Source organism: Nocardia sp. NPDC055053, from assembly GCF_053608285.1.
On the sequence record NZ_JBSGVD010000033.1, the window covers coordinates 43987 to 64587 of the forward strand.

Annotated in this window: 23 protein-coding genes; 19 read left to right on the top strand and 4 right to left on the bottom strand. The window is 70.1% G+C overall.

What is annotated here, in order from left to right; genetic code table 11:
- The first annotated feature begins 87 nt into the window (after positions 1 to 87).
- Positions 88 to 702 carry an HAD family hydrolase gene (locus ACWF82_RS27130; protein WP_452505622.1) on the top strand — a complete coding sequence of 205 codons (615 nt, stop codon included), beginning with the start codon at positions 88 to 90 and terminating at the stop codon, positions 700 to 702.
- Between the two features lie 72 nt (positions 703 to 774).
- The gene (locus tag ACWF82_RS27135) at positions 775 to 1365 is read left to right on the top strand and encodes a class I SAM-dependent methyltransferase (protein WP_452505624.1); all 591 of its coding nucleotides are present in this window, start codon (positions 775 to 777) and stop codon (positions 1363 to 1365) included.
- Here ACWF82_RS27135 and ACWF82_RS27140 read toward each other — a convergent pair.
- Genes ACWF82_RS27140 through ACWF82_RS27150 form a run of 3 tightly spaced genes read right to left on the bottom strand, consistent with a single transcriptional unit; the run spans position 1353 to position 3099 of the window.
- Entirely contained in the window at positions 1353 to 1562 is a 210-nt protein-coding gene (locus ACWF82_RS27140; protein WP_452505626.1) for an SDR family oxidoreductase, read from the bottom strand. The two genes, ACWF82_RS27135 and ACWF82_RS27140, sit on opposite strands and share 13 nt — an antisense overlap.
- Positions 1559 to 2179: an alpha/beta hydrolase gene (locus ACWF82_RS27145; RefSeq protein ID WP_452505628.1), complete on the bottom strand. Its 621-nt coding sequence runs from the start codon at positions 2177 to 2179 to the stop codon at positions 1559 to 1561. The genes ACWF82_RS27140 and ACWF82_RS27145 overlap by 4 nt, the downstream gene beginning before the upstream one ends.
- Positions 2176 to 3099, bottom strand: coding sequence for a zinc-binding dehydrogenase (locus tag ACWF82_RS27150; RefSeq protein WP_452505630.1), 924 nt, complete (start codon positions 3097 to 3099; stop codon positions 2176 to 2178). Before ACWF82_RS27150 ends, ACWF82_RS27145 begins: the two co-directional genes overlap by 4 nt.
- Positions 3100 to 3200: 101 nt before the next feature.
- On the opposite strand from ACWF82_RS27150, the gene ACWF82_RS27155 reads away from it, so the two are divergent.
- The 4 genes from ACWF82_RS27155 (at position 3201) to ACWF82_RS27170 (ending at position 6687) form a co-directional block, all read left to right on the top strand.
- Positions 3201 to 4124, top strand: coding sequence for a LysR family transcriptional regulator (locus ACWF82_RS27155; protein ID WP_452505632.1), 924 nt, complete (start codon positions 3201 to 3203; stop codon positions 4122 to 4124).
- Between the two features lie 129 nt (positions 4125 to 4253).
- Entirely contained in the window at positions 4254 to 4691 is a 438-nt protein-coding gene (locus tag ACWF82_RS27160) for a DUF4247 domain-containing protein (RefSeq protein ID WP_452505634.1), read from the top strand.
- A gap of 41 nt (positions 4692 to 4732) precedes the next feature.
- Positions 4733 to 5158 (top strand): DUF350 domain-containing protein, encoded by a 426-nt coding sequence (locus ACWF82_RS27165; RefSeq protein ID WP_379307322.1) that lies wholly within the window; start codon positions 4733 to 4735, stop codon positions 5156 to 5158.
- Positions 5158 to 6687 carry a polyamine aminopropyltransferase gene (locus tag ACWF82_RS27170; RefSeq protein ID WP_452505636.1) on the top strand — a complete coding sequence of 510 codons (1530 nt, stop codon included), beginning with the start codon at positions 5158 to 5160 and terminating at the stop codon, positions 6685 to 6687. The genes ACWF82_RS27165 and ACWF82_RS27170 overlap by 1 nt, the downstream gene beginning before the upstream one ends.
- An 18-nt stretch (positions 6688 to 6705) precedes the next feature.
- Here the strand turns inward: ACWF82_RS27170 and ACWF82_RS27175 are convergent, their stop codons facing one another.
- The gene (locus ACWF82_RS27175) at positions 6706 to 7767 is read right to left on the bottom strand and encodes an NAD-dependent epimerase/dehydratase family protein (RefSeq protein ID WP_452505638.1); all 1062 of its coding nucleotides are present in this window, start codon (positions 7765 to 7767) and stop codon (positions 6706 to 6708) included.
- A 114-nt stretch (positions 7768 to 7881) separates the two neighbouring features.
- Between ACWF82_RS27175 and ACWF82_RS27180 the strand changes: the two genes are divergently transcribed.
- From ACWF82_RS27180 to katG, 13 genes are all read left to right on the top strand, one after another.
- A complete protein-coding gene (locus tag ACWF82_RS27180; RefSeq protein ID WP_452505640.1) occupies positions 7882 to 8505 on the top strand; it encodes a TetR/AcrR family transcriptional regulator in 624 nt (207 codons plus the stop codon).
- A 94-nt stretch (positions 8506 to 8599) separates the two neighbouring features.
- The gene (locus tag ACWF82_RS27185) at positions 8600 to 8917 is read left to right on the top strand and encodes a nuclear transport factor 2 family protein (RefSeq protein ID WP_452505642.1); all 318 of its coding nucleotides are present in this window, start codon (positions 8600 to 8602) and stop codon (positions 8915 to 8917) included.
- On the top strand, positions 8914 to 10068 hold the full coding sequence (locus tag ACWF82_RS27190; RefSeq protein ID WP_452505644.1) for an alkaline phosphatase family protein: 1155 nt from the start codon (positions 8914 to 8916) through the stop codon (positions 10066 to 10068). Before ACWF82_RS27185 ends, ACWF82_RS27190 begins: the two co-directional genes overlap by 4 nt.
- Before the next feature lie 67 nt (positions 10069 to 10135).
- Complete coding sequence (locus tag ACWF82_RS27195; protein ID WP_452505646.1) at positions 10136 to 10456, top strand: hypothetical protein; 321 nt, start codon at positions 10136 to 10138, stop codon at positions 10454 to 10456.
- Positions 10457 to 10585: 129 nt separating this feature from the next.
- A complete protein-coding gene (locus ACWF82_RS27200; protein WP_452505648.1) occupies positions 10586 to 11833 on the top strand; it encodes a transcriptional regulator in 1248 nt (415 codons plus the stop codon).
- Between the two features lie 87 nt (positions 11834 to 11920).
- Positions 11921 to 13438: an acetaldehyde dehydrogenase ExaC gene (exaC, locus tag ACWF82_RS27205; RefSeq protein ID WP_452505650.1), complete on the top strand. Its 1518-nt coding sequence runs from the start codon at positions 11921 to 11923 to the stop codon at positions 13436 to 13438.
- On the top strand, positions 13438 to 13848 hold the full coding sequence (locus ACWF82_RS27210; protein WP_452505652.1) for a DUF779 domain-containing protein: 411 nt from the start codon (positions 13438 to 13440) through the stop codon (positions 13846 to 13848). The genes exaC and ACWF82_RS27210 overlap by 1 nt, the downstream gene beginning before the upstream one ends.
- 216 nt (positions 13849 to 14064) lie before the next feature.
- Positions 14065 to 16413: a sensor histidine kinase gene (locus tag ACWF82_RS27215; RefSeq protein WP_452505654.1), complete on the top strand. Its 2349-nt coding sequence runs from the start codon at positions 14065 to 14067 to the stop codon at positions 16411 to 16413.
- A gap of 1 nt (position 16414) precedes the next feature.
- The gene (locus ACWF82_RS27220; RefSeq protein WP_189022716.1) at positions 16415 to 16822 is read left to right on the top strand and encodes a roadblock/LC7 domain-containing protein; all 408 of its coding nucleotides are present in this window, start codon (positions 16415 to 16417) and stop codon (positions 16820 to 16822) included.
- A gap of 10 nt (positions 16823 to 16832) precedes the next feature.
- Positions 16833 to 17207, top strand: coding sequence for a DUF742 domain-containing protein (locus ACWF82_RS27225; RefSeq protein WP_452505656.1), 375 nt, complete (start codon positions 16833 to 16835; stop codon positions 17205 to 17207).
- A complete protein-coding gene (locus ACWF82_RS27230) occupies positions 17188 to 17793 on the top strand; it encodes a GTP-binding protein (RefSeq protein ID WP_189022720.1) in 606 nt (201 codons plus the stop codon). The genes ACWF82_RS27225 and ACWF82_RS27230 overlap by 20 nt, the downstream gene beginning before the upstream one ends.
- Before the next feature lie 127 nt (positions 17794 to 17920).
- Positions 17921 to 18355: a Fur family transcriptional regulator gene (locus ACWF82_RS27235; protein WP_378854658.1), complete on the top strand. Its 435-nt coding sequence runs from the start codon at positions 17921 to 17923 to the stop codon at positions 18353 to 18355.
- Positions 18356 to 18366: 11 nt separating this feature from the next.
- Complete coding sequence (gene katG / locus ACWF82_RS27240; RefSeq protein ID WP_452505659.1) at positions 18367 to 20595, top strand: catalase/peroxidase HPI; 2229 nt, start codon at positions 18367 to 18369, stop codon at positions 20593 to 20595.
- Positions 20596 to 20601 lie beyond the last annotated feature (6 nt).

Below are 20601 nucleotides of genomic sequence, written 5' to 3' on the forward strand. Positions count from 1 at the left end.
GGCGTTTTCGGCATCGAGTGCATCCGGCGTTCCACGTGAATCAGCCCCTGACCAGGAGGCGGCGGCGTCGGCGATACGCTCGGTCTCGTGACCCTCACCGTCGGCTTCGATCTCGACATGACCCTCATCGACTCGCGTCCCGGTGTCGCCCTGGCGATCGACACCCTCGCGCGCGAGTTCGATCTGCCGATGGTGGGCAGCCACTTCGCCGACCACCTCGGGCCGCCGCTGGCCACCCTGCTCGCCGACGCGGGCGCACCCGACGACCTGATCCCCCACCTGGTCACCCGGTTCCGCGCGCTCTATCCCGATGTCGTCCCGCACATCCCCGCGCTGCCCGGCGCGACCGCCGCGCTCGACACGGTGCGCGCGGGTGGCGGACGCACGCTGGTGGTCACCGGCAAGTTCGAGCCGAACGCGCGACTGCACATCGAGCATCTCGGCTGGGAGATCGACCGTCTCGCCGGTGATCTGTGGTCCACCGGCAAGGCCGAGGTCCTGCGGGCCGAATCCGCGCACGTCTTCGTCGGCGACCACGCCGGGGACATGCGCGGCGCCAAGGCCGCCGAGGTGCTGGCGGTCGGGGTGACGACCGGGCCCTACGACGCCGACGGATTGCGGGCCGCCGGCGCCGATGTCGTCCTCGACGACCTCACCCAGTTCCCCGACTGGCTGGCCGGCTACGCGGCGGGCCGCGGATAGGACCGGAACCGCCTGTGCGCGGACCGGGTTCGCGGCCAGGAACCTCATCACGGTCCTGCCCGTTGTCGTGGCATGTCGATGGACCCCTACTGGAATCACAACACGCAGTACCACCCCTGGATCCTCGAGCAGGTCCCGGCCGAGGCCCGCACCGCACTCGACATCGGTTGCGGCGACGGCCTGCTCGCCCGCAAGCTCGCCACCCGCTGTGACGCGGTCCTCGGCGTCGACATCGACGCCGAGGTGATCGCCACCGCGCCGCCCGCGCCCACCGTGCATCTCGAGCAGGCCGACTTCCGCGAGCTCGACGACACCTTCGACGTGGTCACCGCGGTCGCGACCCTGCACCACGTCCCGATCCGCGACGGCCTCGCGGCGCTACGCCGGCTGGTCGCGCCCGGCGGCACCCTCGCGGTGGTGGGTCTGTGGAAGATGCATCCCCTCACCGACTTCCATTACCTGCCGTTGCTGCCCGCGATCCGCGGCCTGGACTGGTGGCGGCGCCGCGAACTCGGCGGACCGGGCGCCGCCGTGCGCGACCCGCGGGAAACGCTGTCCGAGATCCGTTCGGTGACCGGCGAATTGCTGCCGGGTGCGCAGATCCGCCGCCGCCTGATGTGGCGGTACACCCTGCTGTGGCGGCGACCGCGTCAGCTCGGGTAGGCCGCCACCAAACCGCCGTCGACGACGATGTCCTGGCCGTTCCCAGAGGAGGCGTCGGCGGAGCCGAGGAAGGCGACGAGGGCGGCGATCTCGTCGGCCGTGCCGAAGCGGCCCACCACCACCCGGCCCGCCGCCGTCGCCGCGAAGTCCTCGCTCATCGCGCCCGCAGCGAGCAGCGGCGGAGTCTTCCGGTTCATGCACGGGCCGCGGCTGCCGCGGCGTAGTAGCCGCCGAGGCTCAGCCCGACGACGCCGACCCGCGCGACACCGAGTGCGTCGATCGCGGCACCGATGACCGCCGGATAGTCGCTGGTGAGAACCGATGTCGCGGCGCGGCTACCTTGCCCGGGACCATCCATCGCGAAGACCGCGACGCCCCGCGCGAGGAGCGCGTCGGCGAGGACGTGGAATTCGTCTTTGCCGGAGTCGAGACCGGGCACCACGATCACCGTGCCCGCCGCGTCGGCGGGGCCGCGCAGGATGCCGGTGAAGCCGGGACCGGTGATGCGCCGCGCTGTCGGTTCCAGCAGGGAAAAGCCTTGTTCGGCAGCGGAGTCCGCCGCGTCGGCGTTGGCCCCATGGTTCTCGTCGGGGACCAGTGTCGCCAGGTGCGACCAGCGGGCCGCCATCAGGAGCTGGTGGCCGCGGGTGATCGCCGAACCCGGCGCTGTCCGGTACCTTGCCGCGGCCGCCGCACACGCCGGTGCCCAGTCGGCGGGCGCGGCGATCTGGGCGCAAATCCGCCGGTAGTCGTGCGGATCGATACCGGCGCCGGTGGCCCGGCTGAACAGGGCCTCGACCAATTCGGCGCTCATCGGGCGGTGCTCGTGGTCAGCACGGCTTTGCCTCGCACCCGGCGTTCCCGCAGGTCGACGAGCACCCGCGCGGTCTCGGACCAGTCGGCGACCAGCCCGACCTCCGGATGCAACCGGCCGCCGGCCACCCAACGCACCAGGGTGTCGAGATCGCGGCCGTATGGCCCGCCCGCGTAATGGAAGTGGCGGATCGTCGCGTTCTCGGGTCCGGCGAAGAAGTCGAAGAAGTCCAGGGTCGCCGGGGTACGGCCGGCCTGCCCGAACCAGATCAGCGTGCCGCCTGGCCGCAGCCGGGCCAGGCACGCGGCCACCGCGGAACCACCGGTCGACTCGAGCACGAGGTCGAACGGGCCTGCCGCGTCCGCGATGTCGTGCACCACGTGGGTCGCACCGAGTGCCGACAGCCGCCTGCCGCGTTCCGGCGTCGCCGTCACCGCGGTGACCTCGGCGCCCGCACCCGCGGCCAGCTCGGTCAGGTAGTGCCCCACCCCGCCGGACGCCCCGGTCAGCAGTATCCGCGCACCCGGCACGGCGCCGGCCGCGCGCAGCAGGCGCACGGCCGTGATCCCGGCCAGTGGCAGGGCCGCGGCCGTCACCGCGTCGACGGCGTCGGGCAGGACGGCGAGCGCGTCGGTGGGCACCGCGACGTAGTCGGCCCAGCCACCCAGCGGCGGGTGACCGACCACCCTGGTCCCTATCCGCGGGCCCGACCCGTCGGCCGCGGCCTGCACGACCAGCCCGGCGATATCCTTGCCCGGCAACAGGTCCGGATGCGGATTCTCCAGCAGGAACGTCTCGCCGCGGTTCGGGGCGAAGGCTTCGACGCGCACCAGCGCCTCGTCGGATCGCGGCACCGGTTCGGCCGCCTCGGTGAAGGCGACCGGTCGCTCCGGATCGCCGGTCGGAATCAAACGCTGCATGCCCCGAGACAACCGCCGGGCGGGCCCAACCCGCCAACAACCCGGCGACGACACCGACAACGATCGGTTGTCACCACTGGGTACGGCTACTGTCGACGACCGTGGATCTGGATCTGGCGACCGTGCGCGCCTTCGTGTTCGTCGCCGAGGAACGGCATTTCGGCCATGCCGCCGCGGCCCTCGGACTCAGCCAGCAAGCGTTGTCCAAACGGGTGGCGCGGCTGGAATCATCCCTCGGTGTCCGGCTCCTCGACCGCGACCACCACGGCGTACGGCTCACCGACGACGGTGCCCGCTTTCTGCCGGGCGCACAGGAAACCCTCGAGGCGAACGACCGTGCCGTCGCCGCGCTCCAGGCGGAGCAGCGCCCCCTGCGTGTCGACGTCTGGGGACACCTCTACGCGCCGCTGCGTACCCTCGCCGGGATCGCGACCGCGCCGGGCGCCCCGCCGCTGGAACCCGGCCACGGCCGTGACCTGCCCGCCGTCGCCGCCGCCCTCACCCACGGCGACACCGACGCGGGCTTCGGCCGGGTGCACCCGCCCCTGCCCGGGGGCCTCACCCATCGCCTGATCCGCCTGGAACCCGTCGACGTCTTCGTCAGCGCCGACCATCCGCTGGCCACGGCCACCGAACTGCGCCCCGACCAGTTGCGCGGCAGCGTCCTGCACACCCCGGCCGCGCTGGACCGCCTCGATTTCCTGGCTCGTTTCGCGGACCGATTCGGTATCGCGGAGCATCGCGCCACCCCGAATCTCGGCCTGGCGCCGATGCTGTCCGCGCTGGCGGCCGATCCGCGCGGCTTCGTGCTGCTGCCCGCCGACGTGCCGGCACCGGAAATCCCCGGCGTCCGCGCGATCCCCCTCGTCGATCCGACGCCGCTCTACGCGTGGTCGCTGATCTGGCGCACCCGCCCCGAACCGCCGCAGCTCGAAGCCCTGCTCACCACCCTGATCCGGGCGGCGGGCGAACGGCGGTGGCTCGACTACGATCCGGCCCGCGACTGGTTGCCCGCCGAGACGTAGCCACCGCACGGTTTTCGATGCGCGCGCACCGGGTGATACAGTCCGGCCAGTTTTTCACGGGGAGGGTTTTCTCATCAGCGCATCGCCGACAGTCGTGCGGCGCACCGGTTCCGGGGCGCCGCGGTGACGATGAATCGCACCAGATGGATCGTGGCCGGCATCGTCGCCGTGGTCGTCGCCATCGTCGCCGTGATCGTGGTGGTCGTGGTGACCCGCGACGAGGATCCGCGGGAGTTCGTCGCCGAGCGCTATCAGCGCGCCCGCCAGCTCGACCAGGTCAACGACGGGCTCGCGTTCACCACGACCGCAGCACCGGCCGCCGTCGCCGCCGCGATCGCCAAGGCCACCGACCCGCGCGGCCGCCGCAATACCGGCGACAACCACTACCTGCGCTTCGACAAGGATCTCGTCGCGGTGTCGCCGCACGCGGGCGGATCGCTGGTGCTTGTCGACAGTCTCGCCAACGGCACCCGCCGCCACCACGCGCACACCAGCACCTACGGCTGGAACAGCGGCTCCGCGGCGGGGGATTTCCGCGGCGGCGGCAGCGACAACGGCGGCAAGTAGTTCATCGAGGCGGCTCGCCTCACACAGCACAGGAGGACCTCATGCTCGCCGACCTGGCGGCGGACGCGGGCGCCGCGCTCGCCTATTCCGCGGTGGGAATCGTGTTGATGGCTGTCGGTTTCGGCATCGTCGATCTGCTCACGCCCGGCGATCTGCGCGCCCAGATCTGGCTGGAACGCAACCGCAATGCCGCGATCCTGCTCGCCTCGAACCTGTTCGGCGTCGGCATCATCGTGGCCACGGCCATCTGGACCTCCGAGGGCAAGATCGCGCAGGCACTGCTGGCCAGCGCGATCTACGGCGTGATCGGCCTCGCGGCGATGGCGCTGGCGTTCGTGCTGCTCGACGCGCTCACCCCCGGTGATTTCCGGGCCGTCGTCGCCGATCCGGAACCGCATCCCGCGGTGTGGGTCACGGCGTCGGCGCACGTCGCGGTCGCGCTGGTGGTGGCCGCGGGCCTCACCTGATGCCCGTGCACCGCCTGGCCAGGGCGGCGCTGCTGGCGACCGTGTTCGTCTGCGCCGCTTGCGGTCTGGTGTACGAGCTGTCGCTGGTGACCCTCGGCAGCTACCTGATCGGTGACACCGCGGCGCAGGCCTCGATCACGCTGAGCGTGATGGTATGCGCGATGGGCGTCGGCGCGCTCGCCGCGAAACCGTTGCGCCGCCACGCTGCCGCCGCGTTCGTGGCGGTCGAGCTGGCGCTGGCCGTGATCGGCGGCCTGTCGGTGGCGGCGCTGTACGCCAGCTACGCCTGGCTCAATGTCTACACCGGCACGCTGGTGCTGGCCGCGGCGGTGATCGGGATGTTGATCGGAGCCGAGATCCCGCTGCTGATGGAGTTGCTCCAGCAGGTCCGCAAGCAGGAGGCCAGCGGCGCGGTCGCCGATCTGTTCGCCGCCGACTACGTCGGTGCGCTGCTGGGCGGACTGGCGTTCCCGTTCCTGCTGCTGCCGGTGTTCGGGCAGATCCGCGGCAGTCTCGTGGTCGGTGTGGTCAATGCCGTCGCCGGACTGGCGTTGGCGTTCTTCTTCTTTCGCGCCCAGATGACGCGCGCCGCCCGGCACGTACTGGTCGCCGCGACCGTGGTGGTGGCCTGCGGGCTCACCGGCACCTATCTCTACGCCGACCGGTTCGAGGCGACCGCGCAGCAGGCGCTGTTCGCCCATCCGATCGTCTGGCAGACGCGCACGCCGTACCAGCAGATCGTGCTCACCGAATCGTTCTCCCCCTTCGGCACCACCGACACCCGGCTCTATCTCAACGGTGGGCTGCAGTTCTCCTCGGTCGACGAGTATCGCTATCACGAGGCGCTGGTGCACCCGGTGCTCGCCGGCGCGCATCGCTCGGTGCTTGTCCTCGGTGGCGGCGACGGCCTGGCGCTGCGCGAGATCCTGCGCTACCCCGATGTCGGCCAGGTGACGCTGGTCGAACTCGATCCGGCGATGATCGAGCTCGCCCGCACCGACGAACGCCTGACCACGCTCAACCAGCGCTCCTTCGACGACCCGCGGGTGCGGGTCGTCACCGCCGACGCGTTCACCTGGTTGCGCGGCGCGCCAGGGCTTTTCGACGCGGTGATCGTCGACCTGCCCGACCCCGACCAGACCTCGGTCGCCAAGCTGTACTCGCAGGAGTTCTACGCGATGACCGCCACTGTGCTGGCGCCCGGCGCCCGCATGGTGGTGCAGTCCGGGTCGCCGTTCTTCGCGCCGCGCTCCTTCTGGACCATCGACGCCACCCTGCGGTCGGCCGGGCTGCGCACCACGCCGTACCACGTGGACGTCCCGAGCTTCGGCGACTGGGGTTTCATCCTCGCCGCGACCGGGGAGAACCCGGCACCGGCGCTGCGCTCCCCCGGCCCACTGCGTTCCCTCGACGATCGCACCCTCACCGCGGCCACCGTGTTCCCGCCGGACCGCCGCGCCGTCGATCCCAAAGTGTCGACCCTTATGCACCCGGTGATCCAGGACCTGCAACGCCAGGAATGGCGTTGACGCTCAGACTGATCCCGCTCACCGAGTTCCGGCCTGCGCCGCGGGTGCCGCCCGTCGCGCACCGGGCGCGGTGACGAGGCCGAACGCGATCAGGCTGTCGGCGGTGTCGCGGATCGTGTCCTCGATCGGGCGCATGGTCCAGCCCAGTTCCCGCCGCGCCTTCTCGGCGCTGACGTATTCGGTGCGGCCGAGCACCGGCACCGTGAGCCGGACACTCTTGTCGAAGACCGCCACCAGGCGGACCAGCCAGTTCGGCAGTACCCGGGTCGGCACGCGGAAGCCCTGCGGGTTGTAGTCACGCGCCAGCAGCCGGGCGAGCTCACCCATCCACAGCGGTTCGGCCGCGCAGATGTACCGGTTGCCCGCCGCCGCCGGCACTTCCATCGCCAGCCGGTGCGCGACGGCCAGGTCACGGACATCGACCGGCGTCCAGCCGGTGTGCACCGACCCCGGCACGTCGCGGTTGAGCAGACGGCGGATCGGCTCGTGTGAGGTGCTGGTCGTCGTGTCCAGCAGCGGCCCGAGCACGATCCCGGGGTTCACCGCGACGAGTTCGAGTCCGCCTCCCTGTGATTCGACGTAGTCCCAGGCGGCGAGCTCGGCCAGGGTCTTGCTCTTCTGATACGCGGGACTACGGTCGACGACCGACCAGTCGGCCTCGGTCCGTTCCTCGTCGACCTCGTGCCCGTAGGCGACCGCGGCCACCGACGAGGTGAGCACGACGCGCCGCACCCCGGCCGCCGCGGCGGCGCGCAGCACCCGCAGGGTGCCGTCGACGGCGGGGCCGATCAGGGCCTGCTCGTCGTCCGGCGGCGTGGACGGGAACGGCGAGGCGACGTGCAGCACGGTGTCGCAGCCCGCCACCGCCTCGGCCCAGCCCGCGTCGTCGTCGAGGGTGGCGGCGACGAACTCGAGGTCGCCGCCGAGGCGGCGGGCGAGTTCGGTCAGGTGCGCGCGCTTGCCGTGCGCGGCGAGGTCGCGCACGGTGCCACGGACGGCGTAGCCGTGCTCGAGCAGTTCGGCGATGCAGTGGCCGGCCACGAAACCTGTCGCGCCGGTGACGAGTACCCGTGTGGTCATGATGTTCACCCTTCAGTGGAGGCCGCTATCTGAGCGGTGCTCAAATAATCTAAACACTGCATAGATTTGCTGTCCAGTGCCAAATTCCTGGGACGTCTCGCATAGGCTCGGAGGGTGAAGCGCACCAGATACCACCACGGCGACCTGCGGGCCACGCTGATGGACGCGTGCCTGCGCCTGATCGAGAGCGAAGGCCTCGCCGCCGTGAGCCTGCGTCGCGTCGCCCGCGAGGCCGGGGTCAGCAGCGGCGCGCCCTATCACCATTTCGCCGACCGCGCCGCGCTGCTGTCGGCGCTGTCGATCGACGGCTTCCAGCAGCTCGCCGCCGACCTCGCCGCGGCCAAGGCCGCCGCCACCACACCGCTGGGCATGCTGACCGATCTCGCCGATGCCTACGTACGGTTCTCCCGCGAGCATCCGGCGCAGTTCCGGCTGATGTTCCGGCCCGAGCTGTCCCAGCCCGACAAGCACCCGGACGCACACCTCGCCGCCGACGTCGCGTACGAGATACTCGACGACACCGTCGCCGAGGCGGTCGCGGCCGGCGTGCTGCCCGCGGACCGCGCCGAAACCCTCGCCGTCGCCTGGTGGGGGCTGGCGCACGGCCTGGCCTCACTGTGGCTGGACGGACAACTCGAGAAGCGCAGCGAACAGATGGGCACGCAGGCGCCCGAGCTCGTCGACGCGATCATGCGCGCGTTCACCGACCTCATCTCCCCGCCCCGCCCCGGCGCCTGACGCGCCGTCGCCTATTCCCCCTGCCGGACACGCGCGTTCACCTACAGTGGTAGCACCACATTTGCCTCGTGTGCCCACCCGAGCAGGAGACCCGATGTCTGCCACCGCGAAACTCGATCCCGTGGTCGAAGTGTTCGTCGACGCGCTCAACGCCCAGGACACCGGCCGCTTCTACGGTGTACTGACCGAGGACGCGACCATGTCCGACGACGGCGTCGAACGCGATCTCGCGCAGTGGACCGAAGCCGAGATCTTCAGCAGCAACGGGCATCTGGAGGTCGAGTCGGTCGACGCGGACGGCCTGGAGCTGACCGCCGGCTACACCAACAGCCGTTGGGGCTCGATGCGCACCACCTGGCGGTTCGTCGTGCGCGACGGGCTGATCAGCCGATTCGAAACCGGACAGGCGTGAACGACAATCACTTGCTGACCCCGCGGTACGGCCAGGGCTCCCTCGCCGATCTGCTCCCCTCCGTGCTCGCCTGTCTCGGCGTCGACGGCGAAACCGACCGGCTCGCCCTCGGTCTCGATGTCGACCGGGTGTGCGTGCTACTCATCGACGGCCTCGGCGCACAGGCGCTGGCCGCCAACGCCGACGCCGCGCCGTTCCTGTCGAGCCTGCCACCGGCGACGATGACCGCGGGGTTCCCGAGCACCACCGCCACCAGCCTCACCACCCTCGGGACCGGCCTGCCGCCGGGCGAGCACGGCGTCGTCGGCTACCTGCTGCGCCTGCCCGACGAGGAGCGGCTGTTCAACACGCTGCGCTGGACCCTCACCGGCGACGGCCCGAAGGTCGACGCGCTGACGGCGTTCCCGCCCGACCGAATCCAGCCGCAGCCCACCGTCTTCCAGCGTGCCACCGCGGCCGGGATCGCCGCGATCCAGGTCGCGCCCGGCTACCAGGACGGCTCCGGCCTCACCAAGGCGGGCTGGCGCGGCGGCGGTTTCCGGCCGACCTTCTCGGTCGGCGATCTCGTCGACGGTGTGCTGCAGGCGATCATCTCGGCGCCGAAAACCCTGGTCTACACCTATCACGCGGATCTCGACACCACCGGTCACGCCCGCGGCCCCGGCTCGCGGGCCTGGCGGTTCGAGCTCGCCAACGCCGACCGGATCGCCGCCGAGCTCGCCGCGCGACTGCCCGAACGCACGGCGCTGATCGTCACCGCCGACCACGGCATGGTCGAGCTCGCCGACCGGATCGACTTCGACACCCACCCGTACCTGCCCGAGGGTGTGGTGACGCTCGGGGGCGAACCGCGCGCCCGCCACGTCTACACCGTCGAGGGCGCCACCGCCACCGTCGCCGACACCTGGACCGGGTCGCTCGGCCACGACTTCCTGGTCAAGACCCGCGCCGAGGCCGTCGAAGCGGGCTGGTTCGGGCCGCGGGTCACCGCCGACGCCGCGGCTCGCATCGGCGACCTCGTCGTCATCGCGTGCGGTGACGGTGGCGTGGTGCGCACCGGAGCCGAGCCGTTGCAGTCGATGATGGTCGGCCACCACGGCTCGCTGACCGCCGCCGAACAGCTCGTTCCGCTGCGGATCCACCGCACCTGATCCGTACCGCCTAGTCTGAAGGCCACTCGACGCGCGACCGCGCTCGGCGAACACTCCAGGAGGAATCATGCACGCCACCACCCGAACCGGCGCGCTCGCCGTCGGCGTCGCGGTCCTGGCGGTCCTGGCGAGCGGCTGTGCCGAGGTCGAGCGGGTGCTCAACCAGGGTGGCGACACTCCGTGCCGCGAGTACGTCAACCAGGATGCCGACACCAAGCGGATCACCATCACCAAGGCGATCAAGGAGCGCAACGGCACCGACAACGAGCCGGCGGGCACCCTGGTCGACTCGATGATCGTGCAGGTCGACCTGCTGTGCGCGGGCCAGCGCAATGTCGACACCCCGATCAAGAACGCCGACATCGCCGGCCTGTTCCTGAACAAGTAGCCGACGGCGGCGTCAAGCCGCCACGACAGGGCATGCGCCGGTGACCTGGTCGTCCTGGCGGCAATCGGCGCACAGACCGGTGGCGCAGCTGATAGACAGGAAGGCGCCACCGACGAGCAGGGAGTGAACGTGGGCGCACACGACGACCCGATCGCCGGACCGCCCAGGCCGGACCGGCTCGCCGACTATCGTGGCGCGCTCGAACAGCAGTGGAACCGGCTCGCGGCACCGTCGCGTCCCCTGCAGTTGCCACGCGACACCGGCCCGGTGCGCGAGGAGGTGGCCAAGTCGTGGCAGCGCTCGCTGAACACGGTGGACCCCGCCCAGACCGTCGCCCCCGGATTCGACGACATCAGCGACCGCTGGTCGGAGTCACCGCTGCGCAGGCCGGTCACCGAACTCGCGGGACAGCTGCGCGGAATCGCCGAGGACTCCGGCTATCTCGCCGTCGTCAGTGACGAATCGGGCACCATCTTGTGGACCGCGGGCGATCGCACCCTGCGCCGTCAGGGCGAACAGGTGAACTTCGCGCCGGGCGGTGTGTGGGACGAAAGCCATATGGGCACCAACGGTTTGTCGCTCGCGCTGCACGACGACAAGGCCGTCACCGTGTTCTCCGCCGAGCATCTGGTCGCCGCCCTGCACGGCTGGGTCTGCTATTCCGCGCCCATCCACGGCCCCGACGGCAGGCAGGTCGGCGTGCTCGACCTGTCCTCGAGCTGGGAACGGTCGCACCCGATGGTGATGACCTCGGTCCGCGCGCTGGTAACCGCGGTCGAGACGATGTTGCGCGCCGAAGCGCCGACCCCAGCGCCGGGTGTCCGGCTCGAATGCCTCGGCGCCGCACGGCTGTTGCGCGACGGCAGACCCGTCCCGCTGCCGCCGCGGCAGCTCGAGATCCTGGCCCTGCTTGCGCTGGAACCCGAGGGCTATACCCCCGAACAGCTGCACGCCGCGGTCTACGGTGACCGGGCGGTGTCGCTGAACACGCTCAAGGCCGATGTCTCGCATCTGCGCCGGGCCACCCGCGGCGAGATCGCCAACCGGCGCTACATGCTCACCGGGCCCGTGTCCTGCGATGCGGTGGATCTGCTCGCCGCCATCGAGGGCGGCGATCTCACCTCGGCGCTGTGGCTGTATCGCGGTCCGCTGCTGCCCGGTTCGGACCTGCCCGGCGTCGAACAGTGGCGGGCCCACCTCGATGTCGGCATCCGCAACGCGGTGCTCGGCAGCGACCGCGCCGAGCACGCGGTCGCGTTCGGCCAGCGCTGCCCCGGCGATGCCGCCGTGCACGAGCACGCCCTGCGCCTGCTGCCGCGCGACGACGTCCGCCGGGCCGTCGTCACCGCCCGCCTCTACACCGCCCGCCAGGGCTGACCTGCGCATACGCGCTCACCAACCTCGTACCAACCTTCGCCGACCATAGTGTGTCCCACCACGCAAGGGTCGCGAGGAGCGAGGCGCATGATCTACGGCAAACCCGGATCGGACACCGGCATCGTCAGCTATGCCGCCCGGTACGACAACTTCATCGGAGGTGACTGGGCCGCCCCCATCGAAGGCCGCTACTTCGACAACACCTCCCCCGTCGACGGCGAGATCTTCTGCGCGGTGGCCAGATCCAGCGCCGCCGATATCGACATGGCACTCGAGGCGGCGCACCGGGCCACCGACCGCTGGGCCGCGACCCCGGTCGCCGAGCGGGCCGACATCCTGAACAAGATCGCCGACCGGATCGAGAACAGCATCGAACCACTGGCGGTCGCCGAGACCTGGGACAACGGCAAACCGGTCCGCGAGACCCTGGCCGCCGACCTACCGCTGGCCGTCGACCACTTCCGCTACTTCGCCGGCGTCCTGCGCGCCCAGGAGGGCGGGATCTCCCAGATCGATCCCGATACCGTCGCCTATCACTTCCACGAGCCGCTCGGCGTCGTCGGGCAGATCATCCCGTGGAACTTCCCGATCCTGATGGCGGCCTGGAAACTGGCTCCCGCGCTCGCGGCAGGCAACTGCGTGGTGATCAAACCCGCCGAGCAGACGCCGGCCTCGCTGCTGCTGGTGGTCGAGCTGATCGCGGATCTACTACCGCCCGGAGTCCTCAACGTGGTCAACGGTTTCGGCGTCGAAGCGGGCAAACCGCTGGCGCAGAGTCCGCGAGTGGCCAAGATCGCCTTCACCGGCGAGACCACCACCGGCAGGCTGATCATGCAGTACGCCGGCGAGAACATCATCCCGGTGACCCTGGAGCTGGGCGGCAAGAGCCCCAACATCTTCCTGCCCGATGTCATGGCCGCCGACGACGACTACCTCGACAAGGCGATCGAGGGTTTCGTGATGTTCGCCCTGAACCAGGGCGAGGTGTGCACGTGCCCGTCGCGTGCGCTGATCCACTCGTCGATCTACGACGAGTTCCTCGCCCGCTGCATCGCCCGCACCGAGGCCGTCGTGTCCGGTCATCCGCTCGACACCGAGACGATGATCGGCGCGCAGGCCGGTAACGACCAGTACGAGAAGATCCTGTCCTACCTGGACATCGGCAGAGCCGAAGGCGCCCGCGTGCTCACTGGAGGGGAAGCACGCAAGGTCGACGGACTGCCGGGTGGGTATTACATCGAACCCACCGTCTTCGAGGGTGACAACACGATGCGGATCTTCCAGGAGGAGATCTTCGGGCCTGTCGTCGCGGTGACTCGTTTCGACACCACCGACGAGGCGATCCGCATCGCCAACGACACCCTCTACGGCCTCGGTGCCGGCGTGTGGACCCGCGATATGAATATCGCCCATCGGCTCGGTCGCGGCCTCAAGGCGGGCCGGGTGTGGACCAACTGCTACCACGCCTACCCCGCGCACGCCGCGTTCGGCGGCTACAAGAAGTCGGGGTTCGGCAGGGAGAGCCACGCCATGGCGCTCGGGCACTACCAGCAGACCAAGAACGTGCTGGTCAGTTATTCGACGACGAAACTCGGGATGTTCTGATGCAGAACCGGATCCACCGTGTGGAGATCACCGAACGAGCACAGACGCTGTTGCGCAGGCTGATCGAGGACAACGGGCCGGTGCTGTTCCGCCAGGCGGGCGAGGGCTGCGACGACGCCGATGCCGCGCCGGTGTGCCTGTCCGCCAGGCAGTTCCCGATCGAGAAGGCCGACGTCCTGCTCGGCAGGCTCAGCTGGCAGACCGAGTTCTGGATCAGTCCCGAGCAGTTCGAATGCTGGAAGGACACCCACCTCACCGTCGACGCGGTGCGTGGGCAGGCCAGCGCGGAATCGCTGGAAGCGGGCCAGGGCATGCGTTTCGTGTTGCGCGCCAGGCAGTTGACCGCGGCGGAGAACGCCGCGCTGGCGGCCGCGCCGCCGCCGCGCACCGGCGCCGACCGCACGCTGTAGCAGCGCCATCGACCTGACCTGGCTGGACCTTCCCGGCACTGCCAGGCCACGGCGAGCCCCCGCCGACTGGGCCATCGCGGCTCAGCAGGCGGGGTGAGCTCGCCGTTTTCCGTGTCGGCAGCGCGCATAGCAAATGTGTTCCGGCACAAACCAAATCGCGTCTCGCTCAGCGAGACATGCACGCCAAGACTGCAACGATTCCGTTACGTTATAGCGATGTTCTTAGCGAGACTCGGTGTTCGTACCCGGATTCTGGCGATCGCTCTCATTCCCAGTCTCACCCTGGTGGTGGTCGGCGTGGGTACGGCGGGCTACCTGGTCGAGGAGAGCAACAAAGCCAAGACCTGGGCTTCGGAGATGCAGGCGGCGGTTCCCTACACCCGCGAGCTGATCGAAGCGGTCCAGTCCGAACGCCAGCTCACCCTGGCGCATCTGGCCGGCGACGAGACCGCCCAGCTCGCCCTCGGACCGGCCCGTGCCCGGCTCGACGCCGCCTTCCGCGGCCTGATCGAGATCTCGGCAGGCATCCGCGAGGTCGACGATTCCAACATCGGTGACGACAAGGGCGGATTCGCCACCCTCGGAACGCATCTGGCCGGAGTCCGGGGTGGCGCCGACGCGGGGATGCTGCCCGCCACGGACGCGTACACGTTCTACAACCGGCTGCTCGACGTGTTCACCCAGGGCACGAAGGTCGCCGAGCGCGCCGCCCCCGACGCCGTCGTCGCCTCGGGCGTCGGCGAAGGCATGCGCCTGCTCAACGCCGCCGAGGCGATGTCGCGCAGCAACGCGCTCGCGGTGTCGATGGTGGTCGCCGACGGCCCGACGACGATCTCGATCGACGAGTTCATCCGCCAGAGCGGCTTCTATCACAACGAAGTCGCCAATGTCGCCGCGGAACTCGACGAGGCACAGCGAACGGCGATCACCGCGTTGCTGGCCTCCCCCAACTGGCAGCAGCTCACCGCCATGGAATCAGCCATCGTGGCGCGCTTCGCGGCACCGGCCACGCAGAGCTCCGCGAGCTCGGCCAAGCAGACGCCCGCGACGACCCTGCCGCTGTCCTCGCCCGAATGGCAGAGCGCGGCAGCCGATGTCAACCGGGCCATGCTCGACGCGTACAGCACGCACAACAAGCATGTCCAGAAACTCGCCGAGGACACCGCGCACCGGGCCGAGGTCAACGCGGCCCTGGCGGGTGGCGGCGTGCTCGCGCTCAGTGTGCTGGTGTTCCTGGTCGCGGTGATCCTGGCCAACCGGATCATCCGCCGTCTGCGCCGGCTGCGCACCGAGACACTGAAGCTGGCCGACGAGCAGCTGCCCGCCACCATGCGCACCCTGCGTGACGGTGGCGACGTCGAGGCCGCCGACACCGCCCCGACGCTGGACTTCGGCCGCGACGAGATCGGTCAGGTCGCCAAGGCCTTCGAGCACGCGGCTTCCGCCGCGATCCGCGCCGCCGTCGACGAGGCCCGCACCCGCGAGGGTGTGCGCGCGGTGTTCCTCAACATCGCCCACCGCAGCCAGATCGTGGTCCACCGCCAGCTCGAGATCCTCGACGAGGCCGAGCGCAGCCAGGAGGACCCGGCGCTGCTGGAGACCCTGTTCCGGCTCGATCACCTCGCCACCCGCGAACGCCGCAACGCCGAGAACCTGATCATCCTCGGCGGCGGGCGGCCAGGTCGCCAGTGGCGCAAGCCGGTTCCGGTGATGGACGTCGTGCGCAGCGCCATCGGCGAGACGCTCGACTACGCCAGGGTGCGCGTCACCAAGCTGCCCGAGGTGGAGGTCGTCGGCACCGTCGTGGCCGACCTCGTGCACCTGCTCGCCGAGCTCGTCGACAACGCCACCGCGTTCTCCCCGCCGCAGTCGCGGGTGGAGGCGAGCGGCAACATCGTCGGCAAGGGCGTCGTCGTCGAGATCACCGACCAGGGCATGGGCATGAGCCCCGAGGACCTGGCCAAGTACAACACCATGCTGGCCGATCCGCCGGACTTCGGTGTCGGCACGCTGTCCGCGGATTCGCGGCTCGGTCTGTTCGTCGTCGCCCGGCTGTCCACCGCGCACGGTGTGTCGGTGCGGCTCAGCGAATCCGACTACGGCGGCATCCGCGCCATCGTGCTCATCCCGTTGTCGCTGCTGGCCGGTGACTCCGACACCGCGATGCTGCCGCCGGTTACGACCGGTCCGCTGCGGCGCGGGCTGCCTGCCCCGGCGCCGGAGCCCGCCCCGGTCGCCGCGATCGAATCGGCATCGGCGCCCACCTCGGTAGCCACGCTCGTCGCCGATCCGCCCACCCCGCCGCGCCCGGTGGCGCCCGCCCCCGAACTGCCTCCCGCGCAGACCAACGGCTCCGAGGAGCGTCCCGCCCTGCCGCGGCGCCAGCGGCAGACGAACCTGGCACCCGAGCTCACCGATGAACCCGCCGCCGAAGAAGCGCCCCGCGCGCCGGAGCGGCCACGAACGGCCGAACAGGCGCGCGATCTCATGTCCGCGATCGAGAACGGCACCAGGCAGGGACGCAAGCCCCTGACCACATCGAACCAGGACGAACAGGAAGGCTGAGGTGAACTCTCCCCACCCAGGTGATCTCAACTGGCTGCTCGACGATCTCGTCGACCGGCTGGCGGGGGTCCGCTACGCGGTCGTGCTGTCCACCGACGGGCTGCTGCTCGGACGGTCCTCGCAGATGAAGCGTGAGGACGCCGAGCACTTCGCCGCCATGTCGTCGACGCTCTACGGTCTCGCGCGCAGCGCGGGCAGCCGCTTCGACGGCGGTGGCGTGCGGCAAGCGGTGATCGAGCTCGACCGCGCCGTTCTGTTCGTCACCTCGGCCGGCGACAACGCCTGCCTGGCCCTGCAGGCGAACGAGTCGGCGAATCTCGGCATGGTCGCCTACGAAATGAATCTCACCGTGCAGCGGGTCGGCAGCTATCTGTCGACCGAACCGCGACACGGACTGGCTGAGCTATAGGAAGCCTCAGATGACTCGACTCGGCGATCCGTGGTTCGACGACGCGGCCGGACCTCTCGTCCGGCCGTACGCGGTGACCCGCGGCCGCACCATGGGTGCGGCGCACGACCTGGACATGCTCACGGTGGTGGTGGCAGTACATCCCGCCCCCACCTTGCGACGGCCGGAACCCGAGTACGCGACGATCGCACGGTTGTGCAAGCGTCCGCAGTCGGTGGCCGAGGTCTCGGCCGTACTGAAACTTCCTCTGGCGGTGACCAAGATCCTCGTCGGTGATCTCATCGCCGAGGGCCACCTCATCTTCCGGGCTCCGGTAGCGGCCGAGGCCGGCACCGGAGACCTCAACGTATTGCGAGCGGTTCTGGATGGCATCCGAAAACTTTGACCCAACAGCACCGGGCGGGCAGCACCTCGCCGCCTCGGTGAAGATCCTCATCGCCGGCGGCTTCGGCGTCGGCAAGACCACCATGGTCTCCTCGATCAGCGAGATCGCGCCGCTGCGCACCGAGGAGCTGATCACCGAGGTCAGCACCGGCGTCGACGATCTGTCGGGGGTGGAGCAGAAGTCGACGACCACGGTCGCGCTGGACTTCGGCCGCATCACCATCGACCGCGATCTCGTGCTGTACCTGTTCGGTACTCCCGGCCAGGACCGGTTCTGGTTCCTCTGGGACGAGCTGTGCCGCGGCGCGCTCGGCGCGATCGTGCTCGCCGACACCCGGCGCCTGAGCAATTCCTTCGCGGCCGTGGACTTCTTCGAACGGCGCGGGCTGCCGTTCCTGATCGCGGTGAACTGCTTCGAGGGCGCGCCGCGCTATACGATCGACGAGGTCCGCGACGCGCTCGACCTCGATCCGAACACCCCGGTCATGCTGTGCGACGCCCGCGACCGGCCCTCGGCGAAGGCGGTGCTGACCCACCTCGTCGAGTACCTCATCGCCCGTGCCACCCGCACCCCGGTGACCACCTAACCGGTGGCCGACCGGGGGGCGGTCCCGGTCATTCTTCTGTCGTTCCAGATTCCCCTGCCGATCCGGCTGTGGCCGACTTGCCCGGAAATGCTTCCGCTGCCATCTGGAACGAGTAATAATTTGGACTGTGTCCACCACGTCGGACTTCGAGCGGATGCTCCGCGCAGCCTCGCTGCGCGTCACCTCGCCGCGCCTGGCGGTGCTGACCGCCGTGCACCAGCATCCGCACGCTGATACCGACACCATTCTGAGCCGGGTGCGGGACACCCTCGGCGCGGTGAGTCACCAAGCGGTCTACGACGTGCTGCGTGTGCTCACCACCGCCGGACTGCTCCGGCGGATCCAGCCGATGGGCACGGTCGCCCGGTACGAGACCCGGGTCGGGGACAACCACCATCACCTGGTGTGCCGATCCTGCGGCGTGATTGTCGATGTCGACTGCGCAGTCGGCGATGCGCCCTGTCTGACCGCTCTCGATGACACCGGTTTCGTCGTCGACGAGGCCGAGGTCATCTACTGGGGCCGCTGCCCCGACTGCCTGACATCACCATCACTCTCCTGAAAGGAATCACCGTGCCCGAGGAACATCCACCTATCGCGGAAGCCAACACGGAACCCGGTGAAAATGGTTGCCCCGTCGCCGATCGTCGCCCGTTCGCGTCCGCCGACGCCCGTGGCAGCAACCGGGACTGGTGGCCGCACCAGCTCAACCTGACGATCCTGCAGAAGAACCCGCCGGTGGCGAACCCGATGGGCGAGGACTTCGACTACGCGGCCGAATTCGCGACCCTCGACCTGGCCGCCGTGAAGCAGGACATCGAGCAGGTCATGACGACCTCGCAGCCCTGGTGGCCCGCCGACTTCGGCCACTACGGACCGCTGTTCATCCGGATGGCCTGGCACTCGGCGGGCACCTACCGCGTCGGCGACGGCCGCGGCGGTGCCGGCGCGGGCCTGCAGCGGTTCGCACCGCTGAACAGCTGGCCCGACAATGCCAGCCTGGACAAGGCCCGCCGCCTGCTGTGGCCGGTGAAGAAGAAGTACGGCAAGAAGCTGTCCTGGGCCGACCTCATCGTGTACTCGGGCAATGTCGCGCTCGAGTCGATGGGCTTCCCGACGTTCGGTTTCGGTGGCGGCCGCGTCGACGCGTGGGAGCCCGAGGAAGACGTCTACTGGGGTCCGGAGCGCACCTGGCTCGGCGACGAGCGCTACTCCGGTGAGCGCAACCTCGAGCGTCCGCTCGCCGCGGTCCAGATGGGCCTGATCTATGTGAATCCGGAAGGCCCCAACGGCAATCCGGATCCGCTCGAGGCGGCGATCGACATCCGGGAGACCTTCGCGCGGATGGCGATGAACGACGAGGAGACCGCGGCGCTGATCGTCGGCGGGCACACCTTCGGCAAGACCCACGGCGCCGGTCCGGCCGACCTCGTCGGTCCCGAGCCCGAGGCCGCCCCGCTGGAACAGCAGGGCCTGGGCTGGAAGAGCAGCTTCGGCACCGGTGTCGGCGCCGACTCGATCACCAGTGGGCTGGAAGGCATCTGGAACAGCACCCCGATCACCTGGGACAACAACTTCCTGAAAACGCTGTACGGCTACGAGTGGGAGCTGTCGGCGAGCCCGGCGGGTGCGCATCAGTACATCCCGAAGGGCGGCGCGGGCGCGGACACCGTGCCCGACCCGTTCGATCCGGCGAAGAAGCGCACCCCGGTCATGCTGACCACCGACCTGTCGCTGCGGATGGACCCGATCTACGAGCGCATCACCCGCCGCTGGCTGGAGCACCCCGAGGAGCTCACCGACGCGTTCGCGCGCGCCTGGTACAAGCTCACCCACCGCGACATGGGTCCGGTCACGCGCTACCTCGGCCCGCTGGTCCCGTCCGAGGAACTGCTGTGGCAGGACCCCGTGCCCGCGCACACCGGCCCGCTGATCGGTGACACCGAGATCGCGACGCTGAAGAGCCAGATCCAGGCCTCGGGTCTGAGCGTCGTGCAGCTGGTGTCGACGGCGTGGGCGGCGGCCTCGTCGTTCCGTGGCAGCGACAAGCGCGGCGGCGCCAACGGCGGCCGGATCCGGCTGCAGCCGCAGGCGGGCTGGGAGGTCAACCAGCCCGACGAGCTCGCGCAGGTCGTCCGCACGCTCGAGGGCATCCAGGCGACGTTCAACTCCCAGGGCGGTGCCAAGGTGTCGTTCGCGGATCTGGTCGTCCTCGGTGGCGCCGTCGGCGTCGAGCAGGCCGCCGCGGCAGCCGGTTACGACGTGAGCGTGCCGTTCACGCCGGGCCGCACCGATGCCACCCAGGAGCAGACCGACGTCGAGTCGTTCTCGGCGCTCGAGCCGAAGGCCGACGGGTTCCGCAACTACCTCGCCAAGGACGCCGGTGTCCCCGCCGAGTACCTGCTCGTCGACAAGGCGAACCTGCTGACGCTCAGCGCGCCGGAGATGACCGTCCTGGTCGGTGGCCTGCGCGTGCTCGGCGCGAACTACCAGCAGTCGCCGCTGGGCGTGCTGACCGCCACGCCGGGCGCGCTGACGAACGACTACTTCGTCAACCTGCTCGACATGGGCGTCGAGTGGGTGCCGTCGGCCGCCGACGACGACACCTACGAAGCCAAGGATCGCGCGAGCGGGGCGGTCACCTGGACCGGCAGCCGCGCCGACCTGGTGTTCGGCTCGAACTCGCAGCTGCGCGCCGTGGCCGAGGCCTACGCGACCGACGACGCGAAGGAGAAGTTCGTGCACGACTTCGTCGCCGCGTGGACCAAGGTGAGCAACCTGGACCGGTTCGATCTGGCCTGATCCGCC

Excerpts from the sequence above, each read along its gene's own strand:
- ACWF82_RS27135 (WP_452505624.1), top strand. The coding sequence starts at position 775 with ATGTCGATGGACCCCTACTGGAATCACAACACGCAGTACCACCCCTGG.
- ACWF82_RS27140 (WP_452505626.1), bottom strand. The coding sequence starts at position 1,562 with ATGAACCGGAAGACTCCGCCGCTGCTCGCTGCGGGCGCGATGAGCGAG.
- ACWF82_RS27145 (WP_452505628.1), bottom strand. The coding sequence starts at position 2,179 with ATGAGCGCCGAATTGGTCGAGGCCCTGTTCAGCCGGGCCACCGGCGCC.
- ACWF82_RS27150 (WP_452505630.1), bottom strand. The coding sequence starts at position 3,099 with ATGCAGCGTTTGATTCCGACCGGCGATCCGGAGCGACCGGTCGCCTTC.
- ACWF82_RS27160 (WP_452505634.1), top strand. The coding sequence starts at position 4,254 with ATGAATCGCACCAGATGGATCGTGGCCGGCATCGTCGCCGTGGTCGTC.
- ACWF82_RS27165 (WP_379307322.1), top strand. The coding sequence starts at position 4,733 with ATGCTCGCCGACCTGGCGGCGGACGCGGGCGCCGCGCTCGCCTATTCC.
- ACWF82_RS27170 (WP_452505636.1), top strand. The coding sequence starts at position 5,158 with ATGCCCGTGCACCGCCTGGCCAGGGCGGCGCTGCTGGCGACCGTGTTC.
- ACWF82_RS27175 (WP_452505638.1), bottom strand. The coding sequence starts at position 7,767 with ATGACCACACGGGTACTCGTCACCGGCGCGACAGGTTTCGTGGCCGGC.
- ACWF82_RS27185 (WP_452505642.1), top strand. The coding sequence starts at position 8,600 with ATGTCTGCCACCGCGAAACTCGATCCCGTGGTCGAAGTGTTCGTCGAC.
- ACWF82_RS27195 (WP_452505646.1), top strand. The coding sequence starts at position 10,136 with ATGCACGCCACCACCCGAACCGGCGCGCTCGCCGTCGGCGTCGCGGTC.
- exaC (WP_452505650.1), top strand. The coding sequence starts at position 11,921 with ATGATCTACGGCAAACCCGGATCGGACACCGGCATCGTCAGCTATGCC.
- ACWF82_RS27210 (WP_452505652.1), top strand. The coding sequence starts at position 13,438 with ATGCAGAACCGGATCCACCGTGTGGAGATCACCGAACGAGCACAGACG.
- ACWF82_RS27215 (WP_452505654.1), top strand. The coding sequence starts at position 14,065 with ATGTTCTTAGCGAGACTCGGTGTTCGTACCCGGATTCTGGCGATCGCT.
- ACWF82_RS27225 (WP_452505656.1), top strand. The coding sequence starts at position 16,833 with ATGACTCGACTCGGCGATCCGTGGTTCGACGACGCGGCCGGACCTCTC.
- ACWF82_RS27230 (WP_189022720.1), top strand. The coding sequence starts at position 17,188 with ATGGCATCCGAAAACTTTGACCCAACAGCACCGGGCGGGCAGCACCTC.